Genomic DNA, 25,801 nt, shown 5'->3' on the forward strand with positions numbered 1-25,801 from the left:
ACGGCACCCGAATCGAGTCAAGCCTTTTGGCAATTCAGAAAAGTGAATTGGGCACTGCGCTCAAAAATCGTGCACCGGCGCGCACCGCCATGCGCATGCATGCGCTTTCAAGGAGATCCAAAGATGAAAGATACTGCGACAAACCAGCTGCGTCTCATCCGGTTTGAGCCCAACGGACCCGCCGGTCTGAAACCCATGGACCTGACGCCTTACGAGTTCCATACCCGCCCCGAACAGCAAAACCTCCATGTATATTTCGAAGACGAAGAGCTGGGCATGAGCGTCGGCGTCTGGGACACCACGCCGATGCAGGAGCCCTTTGGCCCCTACCCTGGCGACGAGTTCATCCATGTGCTTGAAGGGCATTTCGACATGATGGATACGGTCGATGGCTCGGGCGAAAACGTGGCCTGCTCCAAGGGGCAAAGCGTGATCTTTCGCAACGGCGTGCCGGTCAGCTGGAAGCAGCATGATTACCTCAAGAAATTCTACATCACATACACCGACCCGCGGGCAGCCACGCCCGAAGGGCTGAGTGCCAAAGGCGGCATTCAGGCTTTGGACCCCGAGTTTACGCTGACCGATGACGATATTTTGCCTGACAGTTCGGTCAAACAGCGCGAGAAAGTGCTGTTCACCAATGATCACGGCAATTTCGAAGTCGGGTGCTGGGACAGCGTTGCCTTCACAAGCGAAGTCGCGCCGTTCCCTTATCACGAGTTTTGCCAGGTTCTGGAGGGTGAGGTTACCCTGACCGATGCCGATGGCGCCCGGCACGTGTTCAAACCGGGTGAGTGCTTTTTCATACCTGCGGGCACACCTGTGGGCTGGCATGTGCTGGCTTATCTCAAGAAGTACTACGCCGCCCTCGATCCCAGCATCCATCCCGGGGGCTGAACCATGGCAGCCCAGATTTCACGCCGTGCGGTCCTGGCCGGGCTGGCCATGGCCGGATCGCGCCCCGCATTCGCCAGCACGCCGCCCAGCAATCCCGATGTCGTGATCATCGGCGCGGGCGCGGCAGGGATGGCCGCAGGCATTGAGCTGAAGAAACAGGGCGTCTCCTTCGTGATCGTAGAGGCCGCAGACCGCGTCGGCGGGCGCGCCTATACCGAAAGCCACAGTTTCGGGCAGCCCGTGGATATCGGCTGTTCCTGGATTTCAGGCTCGGACGGGAATGTGTTCACGGGCTATGGACGGCGGGGCGGATTTACCCTGGTCAACCATACGACGGCGGGCTCGACGCTGTTCGATCTGGACGGCAACCCGGCCAGTGACGCGGAATGGGCCGCCTATGACAGGGCCTGGGGTGCGGTTGATCGCGCGCTGTCGAATGCCGGGCGCGCGGGAAAGGATATTGCCGCCTCCTCCGTGGTGCCAGAGATGCCATATTCCGCGACCGTGCAATCCTGGGTTGGCGCGATGGATTACGGCGTGGATTTCGACCAGTTGTCGACGGCGGATTACTGGAATTCGGGATCGGACCAGCCCAGCTTCATCGTCAAGGAAGGCCTTGGCGCCATCGTGGCGACGTTGGCCGAAGGGTTGCCCATCGTCCTGAATGCGCCGGTGACCGCCATCGATTACAGTGGACCCGGCGTGCGGGTTGAAACGGCACAGGGCACGATCGCGGCCAAAGCCTGTCTGGTGACTGTGTCAACCGGTGTTCTGGCGGCGGGTTCCATCGCCTTCACCCCCTCCCTGCCCCTGGCCAAACAGGAAGCTGTTCAGGATATCCCGATGGGTCTGCTGTTGAAGGTACCGCTGCTTTTTGACGGCGCACGTCTGGATATTCCCGAGAACAACTGGGTCACCTACCGCATCCCCGAAGATCAGGCCGGGCGAGCCTGCTACTTTGTGGCCTGGCCCTGTGGGCATGATTATCTGTTTGGCAATATCGGGGGCCGCTTCGGCTGGGAGCTTTATGCCGAAGGCCATGATGCCGTGGTCGATTACGCGCTGGAGGAACTGGTGCGCAATGTGGGCAGCCATGCGCGCAAACATTTCGTCAAAGGGATCGCCATCGATTGGGCGGACAATCCGCTGACGCTGGGGGCCTATGGCGCGCCGCGACCGGGAAAACTGGCGGCGCTGGACATTCTGGCAGAGCCTTTGGCGGACAAGCTTTATTTTGCTGGCGAAGCGATGGGCGGGGATTATTCGGCGCTGGTAAACGGGGCCTATAACAGCGGCCGGAAAACGGCGAAGGCATTGGCAAAGGCGCTGCCATGATCCCCAATGAACGCCCGGTCATCGCAGACAGCCTGTGGACCGCCACGGCCAATCGCGTGCCGGACTATCCCCCGCTCTTGGGCGAGGCGCGCTGCGACGTGGCCGTGATCGGCGGCGGCTTCACGGGCTTGTCTGCCGCGCTGCATCTGGCGGAAACAGGCGCGCAGGTGATCCTGCTGGAAGCGCAACAGCCCGGTTGGGGCGCGTCGGGTCGCAATGGCGGGCAGATCAATCCGGGCCTGAAAGACGGGCCGGGCCAGATCCTGCGCAGCTTTGGCCGCGAACAGGGCCAGCGGATGATCGAGATGTCTGGCAAGGCCGCCGATCTGGTCTTTGCCCTGATCGACACGCATGAGATCGCCTGCGATGCGCAGCGCCCGGGATGGATCCGCGCAGCGCATACGCCCAAGACCTTGCGGACCCTGCATGATCTCGCCGCCGATTGGACGACACAGGGCGCGGCGGTCGAGCCGCTGGATGCGGCGCAGATCGAAAGACTGACAGGCACTTCTGCCTATATCGGCGGGCTGATCGACCGGCGCGGCGGCAATCTGCATCCGCTGAACTATGCCCTGGGTCTGGCCAATGCGGCCGAGGCGGCGGGGGCACGCCTTCACGGTCAGTCGCCGGTGCAAACGCTCGCACGGGATGGGCAAGGATACCGTGTGCGCACCGAAAAGGGGGCCGTGCTGTCCGACAAGGTTCTCATCGGCACCAACGCTTATACCGGTGACTTCCACCGCCCGCTGGCGCAATCGGTGCTGCCGGTAAGATCGGTGCAGGTGGCAACCGTGCCGCTGTCGGACAATCTGCGCGCCTCGATCCTGCCGCAGCTGAATTCGCTGTCGGATGCGCGTCGGTTGCTTCTGTATTTTAGGATGGACGCCCACGGGCGTTTCATCATGGGTGGGCGCGGGACATACAGCGATGCCTCGACCCAGCGGCAGATCGACTGGCTGCGGCAAATCTCGGTGGAGCTTTTCCCCCAGCTTGAAGGCACCCAGTGGCAACATGCCTGGGGCGGCTTCGTGGCGCTGACGCGGGACCATTACCCGCATCTGCACCTGCTTGAACCCGGTGTTCTGGCGGGGTTGGGCTATAACGGACGGGGCGTCGCAATTGCCACGGCGATGGGCCGGGTCATGGCCGACTGGGCTCGCGGCGTGCCCGAACAGGATCTGGATTTTCCGCTGACGCCGCTGAAACCGTTGCCCTTCGCCTTTGCCCGCGAATGGATGGTGGAGGCCGAAGTTCTGCGCCTGCGCCTGCTGGACAAACTGGGCGTTTAAACGGGTTCACTCCGCGATGCGGCCCAGCTGTGGCACCAGCCGTGCAATGCATTCCTGAGCAGCGCGGCGCGCGTCCCTTCGATCAAAGCTGCCTGGTGCAAGGTGCAGCCGCTGCCAGTACCCGTCGGTCAGCGTGTCCATCCATTCGGCCATCTGCGCGGCCTCTTCCTCGGACGCATCGCGCAGAACCGAGCGCCAGACCGCCGAAAGCGCCTCGCTGCGCCGTGTATCAAAACTGTCGGCCACTTCGTCATAGGTTTGGGTGAAATGCAGCTCGCCCCAGAAGGCGAACCACAGCGGCAGGACATCCGGGCCACAGGCGGCAGGTTCGAAATCGGCATCGAGAAGGGCGCGAAGCTGATCCACCGGGTCGTCCCCTGCCCCTTCCAATGCAGAAGTCCAGAGGGCCTCGTAACCGCTGTAAAGATCGCGCAAGGTCTCTGTCAGCAGCCCCGCTTTGGATTTGAAATAGAAGACCGCCACGCCCTGGCTGAGCCCCGCCTCATCGGCCACCGTTGCAAGGGTCGTCTTGGCCAGCCCATGGGTCAGAATCGACCTCCGCGCCGCGTCCAGCAATTGCCGCCGGCGTCGTTCCGCATTTTCCTTCCGCTCTTTGCGGGGCCGTTTCAACTGGGCCTCGGACATGAAGCGCTCCTTAAAACCTGCCTGATTTCTGGACATATTTAACCATCTGGCGCAAGCGGCGTCACGAAATTTATTTGAGCGCTCAAAAAAACTTTACGAGTCACAGGCCGCTCGCTAGGCTATCGCCCATGTCACTGAAATCTTCATATGATGCGATTGTCGTTGGTGCCGGGCACAACGGCCTGACCGCGGCCGCCTATCTGGCGCGGGCCGGTCTGCAGGTGCTGGTGGTGGAAAAGAACGACTGGATCGGCGGTGCCGCAGTCAGCCGGTCACTGCATGAGGGCTGGACCTATTCCAATTGCTCTTATGTCTGTTCTCTTTTGCGCCGCGAAATCGCGCGCGATCTGGACCTTCCCAAATACGGGCTTCAGGTGATCCCCTATGAAGGTGGGGCGACCTTTACGCAGGATGGCGATTACTTCGCCTATTATTCCGAAAAGAATGCGCTGAAACGGGAAATGGCGCGCCATTGCCCGCGTGATGCGGATGCCTATCAGGCGTATAACCAGGCGATCATGCGGCAATGCCGGTTCATCCGACCCTTCCTGCTTCGTGACGCACCCGATCCGACTTCGATGCGTCCGCGCGATCTGGGTGAGATGGCGTATCTTGTCAAAAAGGCCCACGGTCTGGGCAAGAAGGAACTGGGGGAAACGCTGCGCTTCTGGACCATGTCCATTGGCGATTTTCTGGATGAGTACTTCGAGAACGATCTGATCAAGGCCCATCTGGCTGGCCCCGGTATCATCGGGACCGGCCTGGGCGTCTATTCGCCCGGCACCGCTTATGTGCTTCTGCACCATTACATGGGCGATATCGACGGCGGCATCGGCGCATGGGGTTTCGCGCGCGGCGGCATGGGCGCGATTTCAAACGCTATTGGGGCCTGTTTCGAAGATCACGGCGGCACGATCCACAAAGGTGCGGGCGTCGAAGAGATCCTGACGAAGAATGGGCAGGTTGTGGGCGTCGCGCTTGAAGACGGCAAGGAGTTCTACGCCCCCATCGTCGCGTCGAACATGGATGTGAAGCGGACCTTCCTGGAACATGTGGACCGCTATGCCCTGCCTCTGGATTTCACAAAGGCGGTGGAGCGGTTCAAGATCCGTGGCTCATCGGCCAAGCTGAATCTCTCGCTGGATCGGCTGCCGGAATTCCCCGCGGCGCCGGAACATGCCAGCTTTATCCGGGGCGACATGCATACCTCGGAATCCCTGTGGGAGCTGGAACGCGCCTATGACGACTGGAAGAACGGCACCTGGTCGGAGAAGCCCTATATCGACATGCTGATCCCCAGCCAGATCGACCCGACGATGGCCCCGCCCGGCAGCCATATGATGACGGTCTTCGTGCAATACGCCCCCTATGATCTGGCAGTCGACGGCACGCGTGCGGGCAGGAACTGGGATGATGCCCACCGCAAGGCCATGGCGGACACGGTGTTGGATCAGATCGCCATTGCCTGCCCCGATATCCGCGACCGGGTCCTGCATATGGAGGTGCGGTCGCCGTTGGAGCTGGAAAATGAGGTGGGTCTGACCGAAGGCAACATCTTCCAGGGTGAGCTGACCTTTGACCAGTTGTTCTTCAACCGCCCCCTGCCCGGCTATTCGCAATATGACACGCCCATCAAGGGGCTTTACATGTGCGGGTCTTCCGCCCACCCCGGTGGTGGCGTGATGGGCGCGCCGGGGGCGAATGCTGCGCGCGCCATCATCCGGCGCGAGGCAAAGCACACCCGCATGAAAGGTTATGCGGCATGAGCTTTGATGCGGTGATTATCGGCGGCGGGATCAACGGGCTTGTGGCGGCAAGCGTGCTTGCGCGCGGCGGTAAGAAGGTCTGCCTGCTTGAACAGTCAGGCCATCTGGGTGGCCTGGCCGCGCCTGGGCCTGATGGCGGGGCGCGCATGGCGCATCTGCTTTACAACCTCAGCCCGCTGGTGCGTCGCGAAATTGGCATGGACGCCCATAAATGGCCCTTCAAGCTGACCCCGGTTTCAACGGTGGCACTGAACCCTGACGGGCCGCATGTGGTGATACGGGGGCAAAAAGCGCAGCTGGCCGATGGTTCCGCCCACCCCGAAGCGGAGGCCTATCGGCAGTTGAACGGACAGTTGATCCGCTATGCCGATATCCTGCGCGGTCTGGCGGAGGGTGGCCCGCTGGGCATCGAAGGGCGCTTGAGCTCGATCAGCGGGCTGAAAGAGCTGTGGCGCCTTGGCCGGATCGGACGAAAGCTCAAACGCATTGACAAGTCCGAGATGCGGCGCTTTCTGCAGATGCTTTTGTCAAACGCCTATGACCTGATCCTCGATGATCTGAAAGACGGTCCATTGGCGGGTATGATGGCCGCCGATGCCGTGCGCGGCGGTTTTGCGGGACCGCGCTCGCCCGGAACGGTGTTTTCACTGATCTACCGGATGGGCCATGGCGGCGAGGTCACATGGCCCGAGGGCGGTATGGGGGCGGTCGTCACAGCGTTTGAGGGGGCCGCGCAGAAAGCCGGTGTCGACATTCGACTGAATGCTGGCGTCGCACGCATTCTTTTGGCTGGTGACCGTGTCCGGGCGGTCGAGACCACCGGCGGTGACGTGATCGAAACAAAAACCGTTCTCAGCAGTACCGGCGCTTTGCGTACCGCGCACATGGCCGGGGTAGACGCGTTCGATATCGAAGCCGCGCGCCGCCTGCGTAATATCCGCGTCAAGGGAACCGTCGCCAAGATCAACCTGACACTAACCAAACCCGTGTCTGTCGCTGGTCTGACCGACGACATGTGTCCGGCCAGGCTGGTCCTTGCGCCCACGGCCGAATATGTCGAACGCGCGTTCAATCCCGCGAAATACCGTCAGATGTCCGAGGCTCCGGTGATCGAAGCGCTGCGCATTGACGCGCAGACCTTCTCCCTCATGGTCCAATATGCGCCCGTCGATCTGGATGGCGGCTGGACCGATGCCGCAAAAGACAAGCTGCGCGCGGTTACTCTCTCTGCGCTTGCCCCCTATCTGCCCGGGCTGGAAGACGCCGTTGCGCAGGCCGAGGTGATCACCCCCGATCAGATCGAAGCGGAAACCGGCGCGCCGGGCGGGCATTGGCATCACGCGGAAATGGCGCTGGACCAGCTTCTGACGCTGCGCCCCGCCAATGGCATGGGCCGTTATGCGATGGGGCCTGAGGGCCTCTATCTGTGTGGTGCGGGCGCGCATCCGGGCGGAGATCTGATGGGTCTGGCCGGTCGCAATGCTGCCCGCGCGGCTTTGGAGGTGGGTAAATGAGCCTTTTTGTCGATCCCAAACTGGGGCTGATCGACGGCCCCGTGCAACCAAGGCTCGAGGCGCAAAGCCGCGCCAAGTCCTGGTATGACTGGGCAGGCTATGCCGCGCCTGCCGTGCTGGACACGGTGGAGTTCGAATATTTCGCCCTGCGCAATCAGGCCTCTTTGTTCGATGTCTCACCCATGCACAAATACCGCATTCGCGGGCCGCAGGCCCAAGCGATGCTGAACCGCATGATGACGCGCGATATCACGAAGATCGGGACGAACCGCGTTGGATACACCTTATGGTGTGACGAGGAAGGCATGGTCATCGACGATGGCACGCTGTTCCGCTTCGCCGATGATGACTGGCGGCTGTGCTGTCAGGAACAGATGCTGACCTGGCTTCTTGATGCGGCCTGGGGGTTTGATGTCGAGATCACCGACGAAAGCAAAGAGGTTGCGGGCTTTGCGCTGCAAGGCCCCTCCACCTTCGCCGTTCTCGAAAGCGCCGGCTGGGATGTCAGCGCGCTGCGGCCCTTTGACATGGCCGAGGTTGCGCCGGGCATTTTGATCTCCCGCACGGGCTTCACCGGCGATCTGGGCTATGAGATCTGGATGCCCTGGGACGACGCCCTGGCTGTCTGGGACAAGATCTGGGCGGCGGGTGATCTCTGGGGTCTGCGCGCCATCGGCTATGAGGCGGTGGATTACGCCCGGCTTGAAGCGGGATTCCTGACCGCAGGCGTCGATTTCCAGCCCGCGCGCGGAACCGAGAGGCTGCATCGCGGCCTGACACCGTATGAGCTGGGCTTCGGCCGTCTCGTCCATCTGGACAAGGGCCATTTCAACGGCCGACGTGCCCTGTTGAAGGCCAAGGACGCCCCGCGCAGCGTGGTGATGAAGGTCGATGTGGAAGGCTTCAAACCCGCCAAAGGCGCGCTGATTTATCATCGCAAAAAGCGCGAGGTCGGCCACATCACCTCGGGCCTCTGGTCACCGACGGCCAAACGCAACATCGCGCTGGCCCATGTCCAAATGCCCTGGGCCGGGAAGCGCCCAAGCGATCTTTGGGCCGAAATCTATACCCTTGAAGAAGGCAAATGGGACACCCGCATGGCCCGGTTGACCCCGATTCAGGGCGCGTTCTTCGCGCCGCCCCGCGCCCGTGCCACGCCCCCGGCCCGTATCTGATGAAGGAGACTGTGATGAACGATCTCGCCAATAGCCCCTCGTCCCAGGATTTGACCGACTGGGACCGCGACCACCACCTGCACCCCTGGGGCAGCGTCGACGGCTGGCGCAATGACGAATACATGCGCGTAAACACGGCCGATGGCATCTATGTCTGGGACGATCAGGGCCAGAAATACATCGACGGTCCTGGCGGCATGTGGTGTGTCCAGATCGGATACGGGCGGCAGGAAATGGCGGATGCCATCGCCAAACAGGCGATGGAAATGCCCTATGCCTCCCCCTGGGCCTTCACGACCAGCCCGGCGGCGGTGCTGGCCAAGAAGATCGCCGATATGACACCGGGCGATCTGAATACAGTGCATTTCACAACGGGTGGCTCCACCGCCGTGGACACGGCCTTGCGCGCCGTGCAGTTTCTGAACAACCGTCTGGGCCGACCGAAAAAGAAGATCATCATTGCCCGCGAGAAAGGGTATCACGGATCGACCTATCTGGCCTCGACCGTCACCGGGAAAGAACGGTTCAAGACCAAGTTCGATAACGCTGATATCGTTCGCTTTTTGCCGGACGTGAACCCGTATCACCGGCCGAAGGGCATGAGTGTCGAGGCCTGGTGCGACGCGAAGGTCGCCGATCTGGAAAACCTGATCGCCGAAGTGGGGCCGGACAGGATCGGCGCCTTCATCGCCGAACCGATCCTGTGTTCCGGCGGCGTGATCGTGCCCCCCAAAGGCTATCACAAACGCACACTCGATATCTGCCGCAAGCACGACATCCTCTATATCTCGGACGAGGTGGTCACAGGCTTTGGCCGGTTGGGCCACTGGTTCGCCTCGGAAGAGGTTTACGACATCGTTCCCGACATGATCACCTGCGCCAAGGGGCTGACCTCCGGTTATCTGCCGCTTGGGGCCTGCATCATCTCGGACGCGCTGATGGAGCGGATGCAGGATGTCGATGGCGACGACGTGTTTTACAACGGCTATACCTATTCCGGGCATCCGGTCAGCTGCGCCGCCGCGCTGAAAAACATCGAGATCATGGAGCGTGAAGACATCCTTGGCCATGTCCGCCGGGTCACGCCGCATTTCCAGGAACGGCTGCACCAGATCGGCGAAAAATTCGACATCGTGGGCGATGTGCGGGGCGAAGGGTTGCTGGGATGCATCGAATGCCGCCCCGATCTGGAGCGCGAGACCTATGACGCGCACTTGCAGTTCGGCCAGAAGCTGGATGATGCCTGCGAAAAGATGGGCCTCTTGCTGCGGCCTTTCGGCAATATGGCGGTCTTTTCCCCGCCGCTGGTCATCAGCATGGAGGAAATCGACACCATGTTCGACATCATGGAAGAAGGGCTGAGACAGATCAGCGATGAATACAATGCCTGATATCGCGCGCCTTCCCCCCGATGCGGATGCCGTTGGCCAACGCCTTCTGGCCGATGGTGCGGTCATTGTCGAAACCCTGTTCGAGCCGGATCTGATCGACGCGGTTCTGACCGATTTGCGCGGGCCGTTTGATGAGCAGGGGTTGAGATTCACCAATGATTTCAACGGCTACAAAACGCGGCGGCTCAGCGGGATTTTGGGCATCAGCCGTGCGGCGGCGAATGTCCTTGCCCATCCGCTGATCCTTGGCGTGGCGGATCATGTGCTCAAACGCCATTGCGAGGTCTATCGCATCGGGTCGTCCACCGCGATTGAGATCATGCCGGGCGAAGGCAACCAGGTGCTGCATCGGGACGATGACTTCTATCCCATCCGCATCCCGGGCGTCGAATTCCAGATCTCAGCCATGGTCGCGCTGACGGATTTCACCCTGGAAAACGGGGCCACGCGCGTCGTGCCCGGATCGCAGGACATGCGTGAGATCGACAGCATCACCGACGATCAAGTCACGCAAGCTGTGATGCCGCGCGGATCGGTTCTGTTTTATCTAGGCCGTTCGGTACACGCGGGCGGCAAGAACAACACCGAAGTGCCGCGCACGGGGCTGATCACAACCTATTCGCTGGGCTGGCTTCGCCAGGAGGAAAACCATTACCTCACCATCCCGCGCGAGGTGGCCGACAGTTACCCCGACCCTATCCGGCGGTTGATGGGGTACCAGTCGCACGGGCCGTATCTGGGCGTCTATCCCGGCGATCCGGACGGTCATTTTTACGACAGCTGAACCCGCGTGTTACTACTGCCGCGCCGCCCAATCGCTGCGGGGCAGTTCGAACCATGCCACGTCTTCAGCATAGGCGCGCCCGGTGCCATAGGAATACATGCCGGCCTTGGACAAAACGCGCTTCGAGGCGTGATTTTCAAGATCGGTGCAGGCAACGATCAACTCAAGGCTGGTTTGCTCGAACCCGAACCGCAAAAGGCATCTGCAGATCTCTGTTGCGTAACCTTGCCCCCAGGCGGACGGTTTCAGAAGATAGCCGACTTCGATCTGGTCTGTGGGGTAGGCATCCGGCACCACCTGCGACCAGTCCACATCGACGTCTTCCACCGGGATCGGCGTCAGAACGCCATCGCCAATGGGTTCCCCGGTTGTCTTCAGTTCCGCACACCAGATACCGATGCGTCCGCCTGCCCCGCGTCTGGCCGCCTGGGCAAGGTGTTTGTCGGCGTCTTCCGCCGACAGCGGATCGCCCGTGACATAGCGCATGACGCGCGCGTCCATCAGAAGATCGCGGCCAAAGTCAGCGTTACCATCCCCCCAGGGTCGCAGGCGCAGACGGTCCGTCTCAAGCACCAGCGCCTCAGGAGGAAGCGGCGTGATCATGCGGGTTTGCGGCCCCGGATATGGTGCGGACAATGCTCGCCCTTGCGCAGCACGCCCACCAGTTTCTCCCAGATCTCGACCTGATGGGCGATGAAATCCTTGCCGTGTTTTTCCTCCCATCGGGGGCGATTTGGGCCAGACAGTTCCGCCAATTCGCCCGCAGCAACGTCCGCATACCACGGATTGCGGTTCACCAGTTCCACATCGACAAAACCGGCATCCGCCATGGCCTTCGCATAGCGTTCGGGCGAAGCCATCGCGAAATCCAGACCTTCGGCCGCGATATACTCGGCCATCTGATCCGACGGCGGGCCGTCATGCGACATCAGCCAATCCGAGGCCGCGAACTGCCCGCCCGGTTTCAACACACGGAACGCATCCATGGCCATCGCTTCCTTGTCGGGGATATGGATGATGGAATCCTTGGATACGACCACGTCAAACGTGGCGTCTTTAAACGGGAACGGCCCCGGGGTGACCTTCTGGATGGTAATCCGGTCCGCGACCCCTGCCCCTTCCGCGCGCGCACGAGCGGCGTTGCACACCGGATCCTCTACATCAATGCCGGTGACATGCGCCGCGCCGTAATCGCGCACAAGCGACACAGCAATCGCGCCCGAGCCACAGCCGATATCCATGACATGCTTGCCCGCGATGTCCACACCCTGAAAAACGCGCGCCACTTCGTCCGGTCCGCCGGGAGACAGAAACCCTTCGCCCCAAAGCTCTTCAAGAAAATCAATATGCTGAGTGGTATAGAGATCTTCGTCCGACATCGCGTGTTCCCCCTGTTTTGCAGCGCTTTGCGATAACTATTTAAGCTTTGCGAACAGGTCACAAGCCCTTTTGCTAAGCAGTCTCGGGGGAAATCGACATTTGCCCATTGAATGGACATTCAATCAATTGAATTGCGGTCAGACGCTTGCTAGGACACGAAAAAGGCGACATTCTGAAGGAGAGTTTGATGTCGGACACCCTGCCCAGCCATGCCCAGACCGTGATTATCGGCGGCGGGTCGATCGGGACGAATACGGCCTATCATCTGACCAAGCTGGGTCATAAAGATGTGATCGTTCTGGAACAGGGTCAGCTGACCTCTGGCACGACCTGGCACGCTGCCGGACTGATCGTAGCCGGGCTTTTGAAATCGGAGGCCGAATGCGCGATCTATACCCATGGGCGCGACCTCTATGCCAATCTGGAACAGGAAACAGGCATTCCGACCGGGTTCCGTGATGTGGGATATCTGCAGATCGCCACGAATGAGGAACGCCTGCACGAGATGCGGCGCGTGGCGGCCTTCATGCGTCGCTTCGGGATCAACAATCACGAAGTGTCGGTGAAGGAAGCCCAGGACATGTTCCCCATCGGCGATCTGTCCGATGTGCTGGGCGCGTTTCTGATCCCCGAAGATGGGCGCGCGAACCCTGTGGATGTCACCATGTCGCTTGCCAAAGGTGCGCGCATGGGCGGCGCGCGCATTTTCGAAGGGGTGCGGGTGACCGAGATCCTGTCGAAGAACGGCACCGCCACCGGCGTGCGGACACAAGATGGGCAGGTGATCACGGCCGAGAATGTCGTGATCTGCGGGGGCATGTGGTCTCGGCAACTGGGTGAGAAACACGGCGTGAACTTGCCGCTGCAAGCCGCTGAACATTATTACTTAATTACCGAAGCCATTCCCGATCTGCCCCGCGATCTGCCGGTGCTGGAAGACCCGTCCACCTATACCTATTACCGCGAGGAAGTGGGGGGCATGATGCTGGGTCTTTTTGAGCCCGGCGCGGCCGCCTGGAAGCTGGACGGCATTCCCGATGACTTCCAGTTTGGAGAGATCGAACCGGATTGGAACCGCGTCGGCCCGGATCTGGAAAAGGCTTATTCCCGCGTGCCGGAAACGATGAATTACGGGGTGAAAAAACTCTTCTGCGGCCCGGAAAGCTTCACCCCCGATCTGGCGCCTCTGGTCGGGCCGACGTCTGAGATGCGCAACCTCTGGGTCGCCTGCGGCATGAATAGCCTGGGCATTCTGAACGGCGCGGGTACCGGTATGGTTCTGGCCCATTGGATTGTCGACGGACTGCCGCCCATCGACGTGACAGGCATCAACGTGAACCGTTTCACCAAATGCGAGGCGACGCCTGCTTTTCGCCGGGATCGCACGCCGGAACTCCTGGGCAAGCTCTTTGGCCAGCATTTCCATAATGAAGGGTTCAAGACCGCGCGCGACGTCAAACGCTCGGTCCTGCACGATCGGCTCAAGGCCAATGGCGCCTATTTCACCGAAGGCCATGGGTGGGAGATGCCGGATTGGTTTGCGCCCTCCCCGGAAGAAGCCAAGATCGACAAGCTCAGCTGGTATCGCCAGAATTGGTTTGACTGGCACGCCGAAGAACACCGCGCGGCGCGCGAGGATGTGATCGTGATGGATATGTCGACCATGTCCTGCTTCATGGTCGAAGGCCCGCATGCCTGCGCGCTGATGTCCCGCCTGTCGTGCAACGAGGTGGATGTGGAGGTGGGGCGCGTTGTCTACACCGCCTGGGTCAATGAACGTGGTGGCTTCGAGGCGGATCTGACTGTCACGCGGCTGGCGCAGGACAAATACATGGTCGTGGTGGGCGAAAACTCCCACGGTCATACCGAGATGCGGATGCGCCGCAATGTGCAGGACGGTGAGTTCGTGGTGATCACGGATGTCACTTTTGGCCGGACCCAGATCAACGTGCATGGTCCCAAATCGCGCGAATTGCTGCAGCGGATTTCAGGCGCGGACCTGTCGAATGAGGGCTTCCCCTTCATGACCGCGCGGGAGATCGATGTGGGCTATGCCAATGTGCTGGCCTACCGCGTGACCTTCATCGGCGAACTGGGCTGGGAGCTGCACGTGCCCACGGTCCATGCGGTGCAGACCTATGACCTGATCAAGGAAGCGGGCAAGGATCTGGGCCTGCGCGATGCGGGAATGCAGACGCTGAATTCCCTGCGGCTTGAGAAGGCCTATCGTGACTTCGGCATTGATGTGGACAACACCGACAACCCGATCGAGGCTGGGCTTGGCTTTGCCGTGAAGCTGGACAAACCCGGCGGCTTTATCGGTCGCGACGCGCTGGCCGAGATCAAGGCGCAGGGCACGCCGAAAACCCGGATGCTGCAATTCCTGCTGAAAGACCCCGAACCGCTTATGTATGGCAACGAGATGATCTATCTGGGCGACCGGCAGGTCGGGTATATTCAGGTGGGCGGCTATGGCCATTCTCTGGGCGGGGCCGTTGGCATCGGATTTGCCGAATTGGATGAGCCGCTGACGGCGGACATCGTGAATAACAGCGACTGGTTCATCGAGATTGCCGATGTGAAATACCCCGCGACGGCCTCGCTGAAGCCGCTTTATGATCCGGGGATGGAGAAGATCAAATGCTAGGGACCCGCCCATGACAGCGGAAGATCAGATCGCCTTGGTCACGCGGTATTTCACCGCCGTCGATGCCGAGGACCTGCCCGGCGTTCTGGCCACACTCACCGAAGATTGCTGCTTTACCGTGGAAACCCATGGTGTTGTGCTGAACGGGACGGATGAGATTTCCGGGATGCTCAAACGGCTTTGGGCCAATCACAAGGCGGTGCGGCACCACCAGTTCAGATATGTGGCCGACCCTTTGGCGGAACGGATCGCGGCCCAGTTCCTGGTGGAAAATACCGAACATGACGGGTCGCTCACACACAAGTCGAACTGCAATTTCTTCGATATCCGAAACGGGCGTTTTTCGCGCGTTTCCGTCTATATGGCGGGTGCAAATACTCTGGAGCAGGAATAGGCTTGGACAAACGACTCGCGGATCTCGGATCCCAAACGTGAAATCAGGAGGGAACGACATGCACTATCTCTCACCGACAACGGTCGACGATGCTGTGGCCATGCTGGCAGCCCAGACGGGCGATTGCCGCATCCTTGCCGGGGGCACCGACCTTTTGGTGCGCATGAAATCGGGCTTTGCCGAACCCGATGCCATCGTGGACATCAAACGTATCGAAGGGATGCGCGACATTCTGCACGAAGATGGCGGTTTTCGGATCGGCGCCGGGGTCTCGGGCGCTGAAATGTCCGAAAATGCCGATCTGGTCGCCGCCTGGCCCGGCGTGGTTGAGGCTGCGGGTCTCATCGGGTCAACCCAGATCCAGGGCCGCGCGACGATGGCGGGTAACCTGTGCAACGCCTCACCCGCCGCGGACTCTGTGCCCGCTATGGTGGCCGCGAATGCGGTGGCGCGGATTGCCGGCCCGAATGGCCAGCGCGACCTGCCCGTGGCCGAAGTGCCGACAGGTCCTGGCAAAACGTCCCTCGCACCGGGCGAATTCGTCACTTCGATCTTTTTACCTGCACGGCCTGACCGGTCGGGCGATGCCTATCTGCGCTTTATCCCGCGCACCGAAATGGACATTGCCGTCGTGGGTTGCGGCGTATCGGTGACGCTGGACGAAAACGGCACATGCACCGATGCGCGGGTCGCGCTGGGTGCGGTTGCGCCCACCGTGATCCTTGTGCCCGAGGCGGCAGAGGCGTTGATCGGCACCACGCTGGATGACGCCGTGCTGGAGGCGGTGGCCAAAGCCTGTAGTGCAGCCGCCACGCCGATTTCCGACAAACGCGGAACGGTAGAATTCCGCACCCATGTGGCAGGCGTTCTGGCCCGCCGCGCGACCAAGATCGCCAAAACCCGTGCAGGAGGCAAATGATGACCAAGGTTCATGTGACAACCACGATCAACGGCGATCCCACGGAATTCCTGTGCGAGCCGGATGAAACCCTGCTGGATGTGCTGCGCGACCGGCTGGGCATGACCGGGTCGAAAGAAGGCTGCGGCACGGGCGATTGCGGCGCCTGTTCGGTTACTTTGAACGGGCGGCTGGTCTGTTCCTGCCTGGTGCTGGGGGCCGAGGCCGAAGGGCAAGAGATCGGTACGATCGAAGGCATGGCGCAGGGTGAAAACCTGCATGTGCTGCAGAAGAAGTTCATCGAACATGCAGCGCTCCAATGCGGGATCTGCACACCGGGTCTGTTGGTTGCGGCCAAGTCGCTCTTGGAGAAAAACCCCGACCCGACCGAAGAAGAGACACGGTATTGGCTGGCGGGCAATCTCTGCCGCTGCACCGGTTATGACAAAATCATTCGCGCCGTGATGGATGCGGCCAAAGAGATGCGGGAGGCAGCGTAATGGCACTCGACAGCAAATCGGATCTTCCCCAATTCAAAGTCGTGGGCACCCGCCCTGCCCGGCCTGACGGCATCGACAAGGTGACAGGCCGCGCGCGGTTCGGGGCGGACATGTCCGCGCCCGGGATGCTCACGGGATTGATCCTGCGCAGCCCACACGCACATGCGCGGATCGTGTCGATCGATACGTCCAAGGCCGAAGCCCTTGCGGGCGTACATGCCGTGGTCACGCGCAAGGATTTCCGCGAAATCACGGATGACGATTTCACCGCTGATATCCTCGATAACTGCATGGCGGGCGCAAAGGCGCTCTATGACGGGCATGCGATTGCGGCTGTGGCTGCGTCCTCGACCAAGATCGCGCGGGAGGCTTTGAAGCTGATCGACGTGACCTATGAAAAGCTGGATCACGTGACAGACGTGGATGAGGCGATCGAGGACGGCGCGCCCGTTCTGCATGAAGGCCGTAGCGATGAAACCGTGCCTGCGGGCATGTCGCCGAATGTGCTGTCGCGTTATGAGTTTGGCCATGGCGACCCCGAAGAGGGGTTGAAGAACGCCGATCATGTAGTTGAAAGAACGTATAAAACCGAAGCCACGCACCAGGGTTATATCGAACCTCACGCGTGTCTGGCGCAGATGGGTCCGGATGGTCAGGGCGATCTGTGGGTCTGTACGCAAGGCCATTACATGGTGCGCAATACCTGTGCTGCGATCCTCGGGATCGAACAAGGCCAGCTGCGCGTCACCGCGTCAGAAATCGGCGGTGGGTTCGGTGGGAAGACCACGCTTTTCCTGGAACCTGTCGCGCTGATGCTGGCCAAGAAATCCGGCCGCCCGGTGAAAATGGTCATGACACGCTCCGAGGTGCTGCGCGCGACGGGGCCGACCGCATCGACCTCCATCGACGTGAAAATCGGTATGACCAAAGACGGCAAGATCACCGCCGGCTTTGCCGAAATGCGTTACCAGGGCGGCGCCTATCCCGGATCACCCGTCGAATTCGGCGCCATGTCGGCCTTTGCGCCCTATGATCTGGAGCATGTGAAAACGATTGGTTGGGACATTGTCACCAACCGTCCCAAAGCCGCCGCATACCGCGCGCCGGGTGCGCCCATGGCCGCATTTGCCGTGGAAAGCGCGATTGACGAACTGGCCCGCCATTTCGGCCTCGACCCGCTGGAAGTGCGCCTGAAAAACGCGGCGCGTGAAGGCACGAAGGCGTCTTACGGGCCCACCTACCCCGCCATCGGGTTGGAAGCGACCTTGCGCACCGCCAAGGACCATCCGCATTGGTCCGCGCCCCTGGGCGAGAACCAGGGCCGCGGTGTGGCCTGTGGCTTCTGGTTCAACTTTGGCGGCGATACCTGTGTGACGCTGAACATCACGCCGGATGGCACCGTGACCGTCTCCGAAGGCAACCCGGATATTGGCGGCTCCCGCGCGTCCATGTCGATGATGGCGGCTGAAGAGCTGGGCATTCCCTATGAGAAGGTCCGCACCATCGTCGCCGACACGGGCAGCTTGGGTCAGAACGAGGTCACGGACGGCTCTCGCGTTACTTTCGCGGTGGGGTTGGCCACGATCGAAGCCGCCCGCGCGGCTAAGCGCGAAATGTGCAAGCGCGCCGCGATGATCTGGGGCATCGATGAAGAGGCCGTGGAATGGGTCGATGGCGCCGCACAGCCAGCAGGCCCCAATGCCGGAAAATTCCCGCCCATGACCCTGGCCGAGATTGCTGAGACCGCGTCCAACACCGGCGGCCCCATCGCCGGCCATCACGAGGCCAACCCCGAGGGTGCCGGCGTCAGCTTTGCCACCCATATGTGCGATGTGGAGGTCGACCCGGATACAGGTGCCGCGAAAATCCTGCGCTATACCGTGTTCCAGGACGCGGGTAAGGCGATCCACCCGGCCTATGTCGAAGGGCAGTTCCAGGGCGGTGCGGCGCAAGGCATCGGCTGGGCATTGAACGAGGAGTATATCTATGGTGATGACGGCATTCTGCAGAATGCCGGTTTCCTGGATTACCGCGTTCCGGTGGCCTCAGACCTTCCGATGATCGACGCGGTCATTCTGGAGATCCCGAACCCCGGCCACCCCTATGGCGTTCGAGGTGTGGGCGAAACCTCGATTGTCCCCCCGCTTGCGGCTGTCGCCAATGCGGTATCGGCCGCGGCGGGCGTCCGAATGACGGACCTGCCGATGTCTCCGCCGAAGCTGCTGGCAGCCCTGCACGCCAAGGGCTGAGCCATGGTACAGGTCAAGATCTGGGGATCGTTGGCGGCTTTCGCCGACGATCAGTCACAGGTCGAGATCGAGGCGAAGAACCTGCGCGAATTGCTGGATGGGCTGGCCGCAGCCTATCCAGCGATGCGCCCGCAACTGGACCGTGGTGTTTCGGTCTCAATCGACGGCAGGATTTACAACGACAGCTGGTTCACGCCCATCCGCGAAGACAGCGAGGTTGTTTTGCTGGCCCGGCTGAAAGGCGGTTAGCACACCGCGCAGGCCCGGCAAGGTAGAAGAGTTCGGCAGAGAGAACGGGTCTGATACCGGACGTTCTCAGCACGGGGCCTTACCGTGGCGCTGGCCGCAACATATGAAGGTCCTGTTGCCTTGAGCCGGATCACAGACGAAGCCGCAATACTAAATTACAATCGGGGCGCAACTGGCATTGGGGAGATTCGCTTTGTCAACGCTGCAAGCCCGTCATGACAACACACGTGATCTGGTGAAGATCTTCGTATTCGTCGCCATAACCTTTGCGATCACCTGGGGCATTATCGGTAGCTACATTCTCTGGCCTGACGCCATGAGCGCCCGTTTCGGTGCGGTCAGCGGCTCGCATCCGCTCTATTTTATCGCCACCTGGGCTCCGGCGATCGCCGGGCTATCGGTTGTGCTGATCTCTGCTGGATTTTCCGGTTTGAAACGCTTCTGCTCGCGACTTCTGATGTGGCGCTGCCCAGGCGTGTGGTGGCTGTTCATCCTGCTCGGGATTCCGCTTGTCTTCATGGCCGGATCGCTGATCAAGGGTGGACCGCTCTTCGCTCCGATCCCGCCCGAGGGTGCAGGTGCCATGTTTGGGCTCATGTTGATGATGCTGTTTCTCGGGCCGATCGAGGAATTCGGCTGGCGCGGCGTCGCGCAGCCCTTGCTGCAGCGCTTCCTTGTTCCGTTCTGGACCGGGGCGCTGATCGGCACGATTTGGGGTGTCTGGCACCTGCCCGCCTTCTACCTCGCCGGCGTGGTTTACGAGAACTGGAGCTTCCTTCCTTTCCTGATCGGCAACATCACGCTGGCCGTTCTCGTGACGCCGATCTTCAACGCGGCTCGTGGCAGCCTTCTTCTTCCGATGCTGTTCCACTGGCAACTCATCAACCCGTTCTGGCCGGACGCGCAGCCGTGGGACAGCTGGATCCTCACCGGCGTGGCGATCATCATAATCTGGTGGAAACGCGACGAGATGTTCTCGCGCGATGGTGCGATGACGGAAATGATCCCGGGGGAAGATCGGCAATGAGGCACGGCATCCTCTCCGTCTTAATCGCAACGATATCTGCCTTCATGACACCTGTCGCCGCCGATACGCTTCAGACCCGCCTGCAGAACGTGTTAACCGGGTTTCACGAAAAATACGGCTTCCCGGGTGCGACGGCCGCCATCGCATCGCCCGATGGGCTTATCGTGACGGCCGCCATTGGCGTGTCGGATCGTGAGGCCGGGACGCCAATGACCCCGGACACACCAATGCTGGCGGCGAGCATCGGCAAGAGCTTCGTCGCGATGGCAGTGCTGGCGCTGGAAGACGACGGCCTTTTGTCTGCAGACGATCCTGTCGCGCGGTATCTTGGCGAGCGCGAGTGGTTCGGACGTCTGCCCAACCACGACACCATGACGCTGCGCGACCTTCTGCACCATGGGTCGGGCCTGCCCGACCACGTTTACCTCGCAACCTTTCAGGCCGAAATGCGCGCGCGCACAGCGACAGGTGGCGCCGCGATGCGACCCGAAGAGGCCATCAGTTTTGTTCTTGGTGCGGACCCCCTGTTTCCGGCCGGTTCGGGCTGGGCTTACTCCGATACCGGGTATTTGCTCCTCGGACTCGTCATCGAAGAGGTCAGCGGACGCAGCTTCTACGACCTTGTGGGCTCGAGGTTTCTTGTCCCGCTGTCACTGGACCAGACCGCCCCTTCGGACCGTCCCGACCTGCCGGGGCTCGCCATAGGCTATGTTGCAAACGACAATCCCTTCGGATTGCCGCCAAGAACAGCGGACGACGCGGGCCGCCTGCTTTGGGATCCGGGCATGGAATGGACGGGCGGCGGTTTTCTCTCCACCTCGCGTGACCTCGCCATCTGGGGTCATGCGCTGTTCGAAGGAGAGGCGATGAAGGAGCCCTATCTCGACAGGCTGCTCGACGCCGTTCCTGTTTCTCAAGACGCGCCCGGCATTTTCTACGGGACAGGCATAGCGATCTACACCACGACACCGCGGGGTCCTGTCTATGGGCACGGTGGCTGGATCCCCGGCTATGTCTCCAGCCTGCGCCACTACGCCGATCACGGCGTAACGGTCGCGTTCCAGATCAACACCGATGTGGGCAGCACAGACCTTGTGCCTGCCTTAGAGGCGGCGCTGGCCGATCTGGCGATCGGCAATGTCGACAGGCGTGAAAACCAATAATCAGATCCCTGAGCGGCGACGGAAGCGACAAAATCTGGTTCGTGAACTCGAAAAATGGCTCTCCTGGGAAACCGAACGGTGACCGGCGCAATTAATTAAATAGTGGCGCTTTCGGCTGCCGGCTTTGGCCTGAGGTTACGAATGGACAGCTCACCCGTGATTTCAGGCCTGTAACGGACAAAGGGTCAGGAAAGCCGTGGAAATCTCACCACAACACCAGAGGCGCAGAGCCTTTTGAAATCAATGCGCTATATTGTGGCGGAGCGACAGGGATTCGAACCCTGGAGACGGTCTCCCGCCTACACACTTTCCAGGCGTGCGCCTTCGACCACTCGGCCACCGCTCCGTGGGGCCGACTTTTGCAAGATCGCGCGCGCCATTGCAAGGCGCAAATCAAGGAAAGATCAGCCCTCGACGTGCAAATAGATGCGTCGGTTCTGACGGCCCTTTTTCTCGGTCTTACCGATACGCATGACGCCGATTTCAGCCGTCGATTTCACATGTGTCCCGCCACAGGGCTGCAGATCGACCTGATCGTCCCCGGAACCAATGCGCACCAGCCTGACGCGCCCTGCCCCGCGCGGCGGTGCAACAGACATGGTTTTGACCAGTTCGGGTTGTGCATCAAGCTCGGCATCGGTGATCCAGTCTTCCGTCACCGCAAGATCCCGCGCAGCGATCTCGTTCAACTGCGCGGCCAGCGCGTCTTTGTCGATCTCGGCATCAGGCATGTCGAAGTCCAGGCGCCCTTTGCCCACGGAAATCGACCCACCGGTCACAGGCAAAGGCACCACAACCGACAGAAGATGCAGCGCCGTATGCACTCGCATATGGGCAAAGCGACGGGTCCAGTCGATTTCCTGCAGCACGTCGGCCCCGATGGGCGGTAGCCCATGCGCGGCGCCGGGAACGAGGGCAATGGCACCGCCATCGGCCTTCGCAGCCGACGCCACCGGCATCTCTCCCCCATCCCAGGTGATATGACCGCTATCGCCGGGCTGCCCGCCTGAGGTCGGATAGAACACCGATTGATCCAGAACGATGCCGCCTTCAGGTGTATGGGCCACGACGCGCCCGGTGGCTTTGCGCAGATAGGCGTCTTGCAGATAGAGTGGTTCAGTCATCAGCTTTCCTCTCCACCGTGGCCGCCGCCGCCCGTCAGGGCTTCGGGGTTGCGGATCCAGATATCGCGTTGGGCATAGGGGATCTCGATCCCTTCTTCGACAAAGCGTTTCGCGATTTCATGGTTCATGTCGGATTTGACCGAAAGAACCCAGTTCACGTCCCGCAGAATTGCGCGAATCTCGAAATCAAGGGAATCCGCGCCAAAGCCCTGGAACACGATATTGGGTGCGGGGTTGGCCAGAACCATCGGATGCGCCTCGGCAATTTCGCGCAGGATGGCCTCAACCTTCCGCGTATCGGTTCCATAGGCCACGCCTACAGGCACGATCACCCGTCCGACGGTGTTGCCTCGGGTATAATTCGTTACGGTCCCGCTGACGAAATCGGCATTGGGAACAATCACATCCGTACGGTCAAAGGTTTCAATGCGGGTGGAGCGTACCGAGATATCCCGCACATAGCCCATGCTGCCGTTCACCTCGATCCAGTCACCTTCGGCGATGGGGCGCTCGATCAGCAGGATGATGCCCGACACGAAGTTCTGCACGATATTCTGCAGGCCAAAACCGATGCCAACGCTCAGCGCACCGGCCAGAAGGGCCAGACCGCTCAGGTCGATGCCCGCGCCGGTGATCGCGGCCAGGGCAGCTAGGAAAATCCCCAGATACCCCACGCCGGACACCACCGCATTCTGCCCGCCGGTATCCAGCTTGGTCTTGGGCAAAAGCGATGTCTTCAACGCGCCCTGGAACAGGCGCGTCAGCATGTAGAGCGCGACGAAAATCAGGACGAACGCCAGGAAATTGGACGGAGAGATCCGTGTCTCCCCAAGGGCAAAGCCTTCATTGAAGAGCGTCCAGATCTCCAGCAGTTCGGCCGGCCGCATGCCCCAGATCAGAGCCAGGAAGGGAAGCTGGACGACAATCAGAAGGAACCCGATCAACACAGCCACCAGGCTGTCGCGTCCAGCCGCGCCCTTGCCCGAGATCAACCCATAAAGATCCGCAAAGAAGCGCTGAAGAACGACCACCAGACCAAAGAGCGCCAGCGACTGAATGGTCGGGTACAGGATGGCCATGGCCAGATGGGTATATCCAACCGCTGCAACCACCGGCGCGGCGACCGCGACTGCAATCGACGCCTGACCAAACAGTTTCAGAAACCGCTCGAAACCCGTGGGTGTCACGGGTTCACTTTCGTTCGCATCTGCTATCTTTGGGCCGCTGACCAGGATTTGACCCAAGCGGAAGAGGATGATCGCCGCAACCACCAGGACCGGGAAGGCCAGGGTCTGGCGCTCCACATCGCTGCTATTGCCAATCTCCATCAGGGTGGTGTGGATGTCCCTAACAACATAAAGCACTGCCAGAAGCGTGCCGTAGAACCGCAGCTCTGTTCGTCTTTCGGCGGAAAACGGGATCAGCGCGTCGTCGTCATTTCGGGAAAACAGCCGTTCGCACAGCCAGCGCAGCCCAAGAAGAACCGCACCCCAGATCGGCAGGCTTTCCAGAACACGTGTGCCCCGCAGTCCCACCAACCCCGTGGCAAAAAGCGCCTCGGTGATGAAGATGATCCCGATGACCGGAAACACGATGCGGCCCAGCGACAGAAGAAAACTCCAAACGCCGGCACCTGTTCCACCGAACCGCCTGAGATAATTGGCCAGACGCAGCACCCAAGGGCGGCTTTTGATGATCAACACCAGCCCCAGGCCCAACAGGACACCGATCAGAGGAAGATTGTCCTGAAACTCCTGACGCGTCGCGTCGCCCTGCCAGGCCCGTCCGAATTCCCCCAGAACCTCGCCCCATGCACCCGTCAGCCGTTCAAAGGCCGGTGGCCACAGGATCGGGTTCAACGGAGAGGGGCCGCGCGCCAGAAGATCATCCGCGCGCCGCTCTGCCAGAATTCCGTCAATCTCGCGGATCAGCCCATCGGCCTGATTGTAAGCCTCCTCTGCTGCAAGGATCGGTGCACGGGCGGCCTGCAGCTGCCGGTTCAGTTCGGCCCGCCTGGCTGCTATTTCCGCCGGTTCCTCTCCGCTTTCGGGCAGAGGCCCCAAAGCATTGATTTGCGATTGCAGCGTGCTGATCCGCTCGGCGTTGACCCGACTGGCTTCAAGAAAGGCCTGCCTGCTGCGCACCAGTTCAGCGCGCACTGCTTCAAACGCGGCATCAGACGCGCGACCGGCATCAATAGCCCCTTCCGCGCGTTGGGCAAGCACTTGCCACTGTTCGAAATCAACGCCTTGCCCCGCCTCACCCTGAGCCCAAACGGCCGATGCCGTCAAAAGGGCAAAGACAAAGGTCAGCCATCGGAAAGTGCGGCGCATCATACGTCCTCGAACACACCGGGAATGGAGGCCGGCGCCCGCGTCATCCAATCGGGCACAGGAAGCTCTTTCTCACGCAGGAAATCAGGATTGAACAGCTTGGATTGATACCGCGTGCCATAGTCACAAAGGATCGTCACGATCGTATGACCCGGCCCCAATTCCCGCGCCAGTCGCACGGCGCCGGCGATGTTGATGCCGGAAGACCCACCCAAAACCAGTCCCTCTTCGCGCAGCAGGTCGAAGACATATGGCAGCGCTTCCTCGTCATGGATCTGGTAATTGAAGTCGGGCGTCAGCCCTTCCAGGTTCTTGGTGATCCGCACCTGGCCGATCCCCTCGGCGATGGAGCCGCCTTCCATCTTGATCTCGCCGGTCGTGTAATAGGAATAAAGCCCCGCGCCCATCGGATCGGCCAGACCGATTTTCACACCCTTGTGCTGCAACGCTTCGGCCACGCCGGCCAGCGTCCCGCCCGATCCGCAGGCACAGATGAACCCATCGACTTTCCCGTCGGTCTGTTCCCAGATCTCGGGGCCGGTGGTTTCGATATGGGCCTGACGATTGGCGACATTGTCGAACTGGTTGGCCCAGATCGCGCCGTTCGGTTCGGTCTTGTTCAACTCGCGCGCCAGCCTTTCGGAATAACGCACGAAATTATTGGGGTTGCGATAGGGTGCGGCAGGCACCTGAACCAGCTCGGCCCCGGCAAGGCGCAGCATGTCCTTCTTTTCTTCGGACTGGGTTTCGGGGATGACGATGACCGTCTTGAACCCCATGGACGCGCCAACAAGCGCAAGTCCGATGCCGGTATTCCCGGCGGTGCCTTCCACGATTGTTCCACCCGGCTTCAATTCACCACGCGCGATGGCGTCGCGGATGATGAACAGTGCCGCGCGATCCTTGACCGACTGACCGGGGTTCATGAACTCGGCCTTGCCCAGGATCTCGCAACCCGTTTCCTCGCTGACCTTGCGCAGTTTGATCAAAGGTGTGTTGCCAACCGCGTCGGCCAGATCCTGTGCGATACGCATGATGCGC

Annotated in this window: 22 protein-coding genes and 1 tRNA gene; 16 read left to right on the top strand and 7 right to left on the bottom strand. The window is 61.0% G+C overall.

The window, feature by feature from the left end; genetic code table 11:
• Nucleotides 1-123: 123 nt before the first annotated feature.
• The 3 genes from TR61_RS01165 to TR61_RS01175 are packed head-to-tail and all read left to right on the top strand — an operon-like array spanning nt 124 to nt 3,521.
• Nucleotides 124-897, top strand: a complete 774-nt coding sequence (locus TR61_RS01165; RefSeq protein WP_050927714.1) for a cupin domain-containing protein — start codon at nt 124-126, stop codon at nt 895-897.
• A gap of 3 nt (nt 898-900) precedes the next feature.
• Nucleotides 901-2,232, top strand: coding sequence for a flavin monoamine oxidase family protein (locus TR61_RS01170; protein ID WP_050927715.1), 1,332 nt, complete (start codon nt 901-903; stop codon nt 2,230-2,232).
• Nucleotides 2,229-3,521, top strand: a complete 1,293-nt coding sequence (locus TR61_RS01175; protein WP_050927716.1) for an NAD(P)/FAD-dependent oxidoreductase — start codon at nt 2,229-2,231, stop codon at nt 3,519-3,521. The genes TR61_RS01170 and TR61_RS01175 overlap by 4 nt, the downstream gene beginning before the upstream one ends.
• A gap of 6 nt (nt 3,522-3,527) precedes the next feature.
• Here the strand turns inward: TR61_RS01175 and TR61_RS01180 are convergent, their stop codons facing one another.
• Nucleotides 3,528-4,166 (bottom strand): TetR family transcriptional regulator C-terminal domain-containing protein, encoded by a 639-nt coding sequence (locus tag TR61_RS01180; RefSeq protein ID WP_050927717.1) that lies wholly within the window; start codon nt 4,164-4,166, stop codon nt 3,528-3,530.
• Between the two features lie 128 nt (nt 4,167-4,294).
• Between TR61_RS01180 and TR61_RS01185 the strand changes: the two genes are divergently transcribed.
• The 5 genes from TR61_RS01185 to TR61_RS01205 are packed head-to-tail and all read left to right on the top strand — an operon-like array spanning nt 4,295 to nt 10,796.
• Entirely contained in the window at nt 4,295-5,932 is a 1,638-nt protein-coding gene (locus tag TR61_RS01185) for a phytoene desaturase family protein (protein WP_050927718.1), read from the top strand.
• Nucleotides 5,929-7,446, top strand: a complete 1,518-nt coding sequence (locus TR61_RS01190) for a phytoene desaturase family protein (protein ID WP_050927719.1) — start codon at nt 5,929-5,931, stop codon at nt 7,444-7,446. Before TR61_RS01185 ends, TR61_RS01190 begins: the two co-directional genes overlap by 4 nt.
• On the top strand, nt 7,443-8,621 hold the full coding sequence (locus TR61_RS01195) for an aminomethyl transferase family protein (protein WP_050927720.1): 1,179 nt from the start codon (nt 7,443-7,445) through the stop codon (nt 8,619-8,621). Before TR61_RS01190 ends, TR61_RS01195 begins: the two co-directional genes overlap by 4 nt.
• A 14-nt stretch (nt 8,622-8,635) precedes the next feature.
• The gene (locus tag TR61_RS01200; RefSeq protein ID WP_245626788.1) at nt 8,636-10,012 is read left to right on the top strand and encodes an aminotransferase; all 1,377 of its coding nucleotides are present in this window, start codon (nt 8,636-8,638) and stop codon (nt 10,010-10,012) included.
• Nucleotides 10,005-10,796, top strand: a complete 792-nt coding sequence (locus TR61_RS01205) for a phytanoyl-CoA dioxygenase family protein (RefSeq protein ID WP_050927722.1) — start codon at nt 10,005-10,007, stop codon at nt 10,794-10,796. The genes TR61_RS01200 and TR61_RS01205 overlap by 8 nt, the downstream gene beginning before the upstream one ends.
• Before the next feature lie 12 nt (nt 10,797-10,808).
• On the opposite strand, the gene TR61_RS01210 is transcribed toward TR61_RS01205, so the two are convergent.
• Both TR61_RS01210 and TR61_RS01215 read right to left on the bottom strand, forming a co-directional pair.
• A complete protein-coding gene (locus TR61_RS01210; RefSeq protein WP_050927723.1) occupies nt 10,809-11,399 on the bottom strand; it encodes a GNAT family N-acetyltransferase in 591 nt (196 codons plus the stop codon).
• Nucleotides 11,396-12,175 carry a methyltransferase domain-containing protein gene (locus TR61_RS01215; RefSeq protein WP_050927724.1) on the bottom strand — a complete coding sequence of 260 codons (780 nt, stop codon included), beginning with the start codon at nt 12,173-12,175 and terminating at the stop codon, nt 11,396-11,398. Before TR61_RS01215 ends, TR61_RS01210 begins: the two co-directional genes overlap by 4 nt.
• A 188-nt stretch (nt 12,176-12,363) precedes the next feature.
• On the opposite strand from TR61_RS01215, the gene TR61_RS01220 reads away from it, so the two are divergent.
• From TR61_RS01220 to TR61_RS01255, 8 genes are all read left to right on the top strand, one after another.
• The gene (locus TR61_RS01220) at nt 12,364-14,823 is read left to right on the top strand and encodes a GcvT family protein (RefSeq protein ID WP_050927725.1); all 2,460 of its coding nucleotides are present in this window, start codon (nt 12,364-12,366) and stop codon (nt 14,821-14,823) included.
• A gap of 10 nt (nt 14,824-14,833) precedes the next feature.
• A complete protein-coding gene (locus TR61_RS01225; RefSeq protein ID WP_050927726.1) occupies nt 14,834-15,217 on the top strand; it encodes a nuclear transport factor 2 family protein in 384 nt (127 codons plus the stop codon).
• A 58-nt stretch (nt 15,218-15,275) separates the two neighbouring features.
• Nucleotides 15,276-16,136, top strand: coding sequence for an FAD binding domain-containing protein (locus tag TR61_RS01230; protein WP_050927727.1), 861 nt, complete (start codon nt 15,276-15,278; stop codon nt 16,134-16,136).
• Nucleotides 16,136-16,615 carry a (2Fe-2S)-binding protein gene (locus TR61_RS01235; protein ID WP_050927728.1) on the top strand — a complete coding sequence of 160 codons (480 nt, stop codon included), beginning with the start codon at nt 16,136-16,138 and terminating at the stop codon, nt 16,613-16,615. Before TR61_RS01230 ends, TR61_RS01235 begins: the two co-directional genes overlap by 1 nt.
• Entirely contained in the window at nt 16,615-18,864 is a 2,250-nt protein-coding gene (locus tag TR61_RS01240) for a xanthine dehydrogenase family protein molybdopterin-binding subunit (protein ID WP_050927729.1), read from the top strand. Before TR61_RS01235 ends, TR61_RS01240 begins: the two co-directional genes overlap by 1 nt.
• A gap of 3 nt (nt 18,865-18,867) precedes the next feature.
• Nucleotides 18,868-19,113: a MoaD/ThiS family protein gene (locus TR61_RS01245; protein ID WP_050927730.1), complete on the top strand. Its 246-nt coding sequence runs from the start codon at nt 18,868-18,870 to the stop codon at nt 19,111-19,113.
• Between the two features lie 193 nt (nt 19,114-19,306).
• A complete protein-coding gene (locus TR61_RS01250; RefSeq protein ID WP_050927731.1) occupies nt 19,307-20,140 on the top strand; it encodes a CPBP family intramembrane glutamic endopeptidase in 834 nt (277 codons plus the stop codon).
• A gap of 44 nt (nt 20,141-20,184) precedes the next feature.
• On the top strand, nt 20,185-21,303 hold the full coding sequence (locus TR61_RS01255) for a serine hydrolase domain-containing protein (RefSeq protein ID WP_245626789.1): 1,119 nt from the start codon (nt 20,185-20,187) through the stop codon (nt 21,301-21,303).
• A gap of 256 nt (nt 21,304-21,559) precedes the next feature.
• Here the strand turns inward: TR61_RS01255 and TR61_RS01260 are convergent.
• The 4 genes from TR61_RS01260 to TR61_RS01275 form a co-directional block, all read right to left on the bottom strand.
• Nucleotides 21,560-21,649, bottom strand: a tRNA-Ser gene (locus tag TR61_RS01260).
• A gap of 58 nt (nt 21,650-21,707) precedes the next feature.
• Nucleotides 21,708-22,427: an alanyl-tRNA editing protein gene (locus TR61_RS01265; RefSeq protein WP_050927733.1), complete on the bottom strand. Its 720-nt coding sequence runs from the start codon at nt 22,425-22,427 to the stop codon at nt 21,708-21,710.
• Nucleotides 22,427-24,760: a DUF3772 domain-containing protein gene (locus tag TR61_RS01270; RefSeq protein WP_050927734.1), complete on the bottom strand. Its 2,334-nt coding sequence runs from the start codon at nt 24,758-24,760 to the stop codon at nt 22,427-22,429. Before TR61_RS01270 ends, TR61_RS01265 begins: the two co-directional genes overlap by 1 nt.
• A complete protein-coding gene (locus TR61_RS01275) occupies nt 24,760-25,794 on the bottom strand; it encodes a cysteine synthase A (RefSeq protein WP_050927735.1) in 1,035 nt (344 codons plus the stop codon). The genes TR61_RS01270 and TR61_RS01275 overlap by 1 nt, the downstream gene beginning before the upstream one ends.
• Between the last annotated feature and the right edge of the window lie 7 nt (nt 25,795-25,801).

Source organism: Aestuariivita boseongensis (assembly GCF_001262635.1).
GTDB lineage: Bacteria > Pseudomonadota > Alphaproteobacteria > Rhodobacterales > Rhodobacteraceae > Aestuariivita > Aestuariivita boseongensis.

Excerpts from the sequence above, each read along its gene's own strand:
- TR61_RS01170 (WP_050927715.1), top strand. The coding sequence starts at position 901 with ATGGCAGCCCAGATTTCACGCCGTGCGGTCCTGGCCGGGCTGGCCATG.
- TR61_RS01175 (WP_050927716.1), top strand. The coding sequence starts at position 2,229 with ATGATCCCCAATGAACGCCCGGTCATCGCAGACAGCCTGTGGACCGCC.
- TR61_RS01215 (WP_050927724.1), bottom strand. The coding sequence starts at position 12,175 with ATGTCGGACGAAGATCTCTATACCACTCAGCATATTGATTTTCTTGAA.
- TR61_RS01265 (WP_050927733.1), bottom strand. The coding sequence starts at position 22,427 with ATGACTGAACCACTCTATCTGCAAGACGCCTATCTGCGCAAAGCCACC.
- TR61_RS01205 (WP_050927722.1), top strand. The coding sequence starts at position 10,005 with ATGCCTGATATCGCGCGCCTTCCCCCCGATGCGGATGCCGTTGGCCAA.
- TR61_RS01235 (WP_050927728.1), top strand. The coding sequence starts at position 16,136 with ATGACCAAGGTTCATGTGACAACCACGATCAACGGCGATCCCACGGAA.
- TR61_RS01255 (WP_245626789.1), top strand. The coding sequence starts at position 20,185 with ATGACACCTGTCGCCGCCGATACGCTTCAGACCCGCCTGCAGAACGTG.
- TR61_RS01220 (WP_050927725.1), top strand. The coding sequence starts at position 12,364 with ATGTCGGACACCCTGCCCAGCCATGCCCAGACCGTGATTATCGGCGGC.
- TR61_RS01200 (WP_245626788.1), top strand. The coding sequence starts at position 8,636 with ATGAACGATCTCGCCAATAGCCCCTCGTCCCAGGATTTGACCGACTGG.
- TR61_RS01190 (WP_050927719.1), top strand. The coding sequence starts at position 5,929 with ATGAGCTTTGATGCGGTGATTATCGGCGGCGGGATCAACGGGCTTGTG.
- TR61_RS01230 (WP_050927727.1), top strand. The coding sequence starts at position 15,276 with ATGCACTATCTCTCACCGACAACGGTCGACGATGCTGTGGCCATGCTG.
- TR61_RS01245 (WP_050927730.1), top strand. The coding sequence starts at position 18,868 with ATGGTACAGGTCAAGATCTGGGGATCGTTGGCGGCTTTCGCCGACGAT.
- TR61_RS01210 (WP_050927723.1), bottom strand. The coding sequence starts at position 11,399 with ATGATCACGCCGCTTCCTCCTGAGGCGCTGGTGCTTGAGACGGACCGT.
- TR61_RS01195 (WP_050927720.1), top strand. The coding sequence starts at position 7,443 with ATGAGCCTTTTTGTCGATCCCAAACTGGGGCTGATCGACGGCCCCGTG.
- TR61_RS01240 (WP_050927729.1), top strand. The coding sequence starts at position 16,615 with ATGGCACTCGACAGCAAATCGGATCTTCCCCAATTCAAAGTCGTGGGC.
- TR61_RS01180 (WP_050927717.1), bottom strand. The coding sequence starts at position 4,166 with ATGTCCGAGGCCCAGTTGAAACGGCCCCGCAAAGAGCGGAAGGAAAAT.
- TR61_RS01185 (WP_050927718.1), top strand. The coding sequence starts at position 4,295 with ATGTCACTGAAATCTTCATATGATGCGATTGTCGTTGGTGCCGGGCAC.
- TR61_RS01225 (WP_050927726.1), top strand. The coding sequence starts at position 14,834 with ATGACAGCGGAAGATCAGATCGCCTTGGTCACGCGGTATTTCACCGCC.
- TR61_RS01270 (WP_050927734.1), bottom strand. The coding sequence starts at position 24,760 with ATGCGCCGCACTTTCCGATGGCTGACCTTTGTCTTTGCCCTTTTGACG.
- TR61_RS01165 (WP_050927714.1), top strand. The coding sequence starts at position 124 with ATGAAAGATACTGCGACAAACCAGCTGCGTCTCATCCGGTTTGAGCCC.
- TR61_RS01275 (WP_050927735.1), bottom strand. The coding sequence starts at position 25,794 with ATGCGTATCGCACAGGATCTGGCCGACGCGGTTGGCAACACACCTTTG.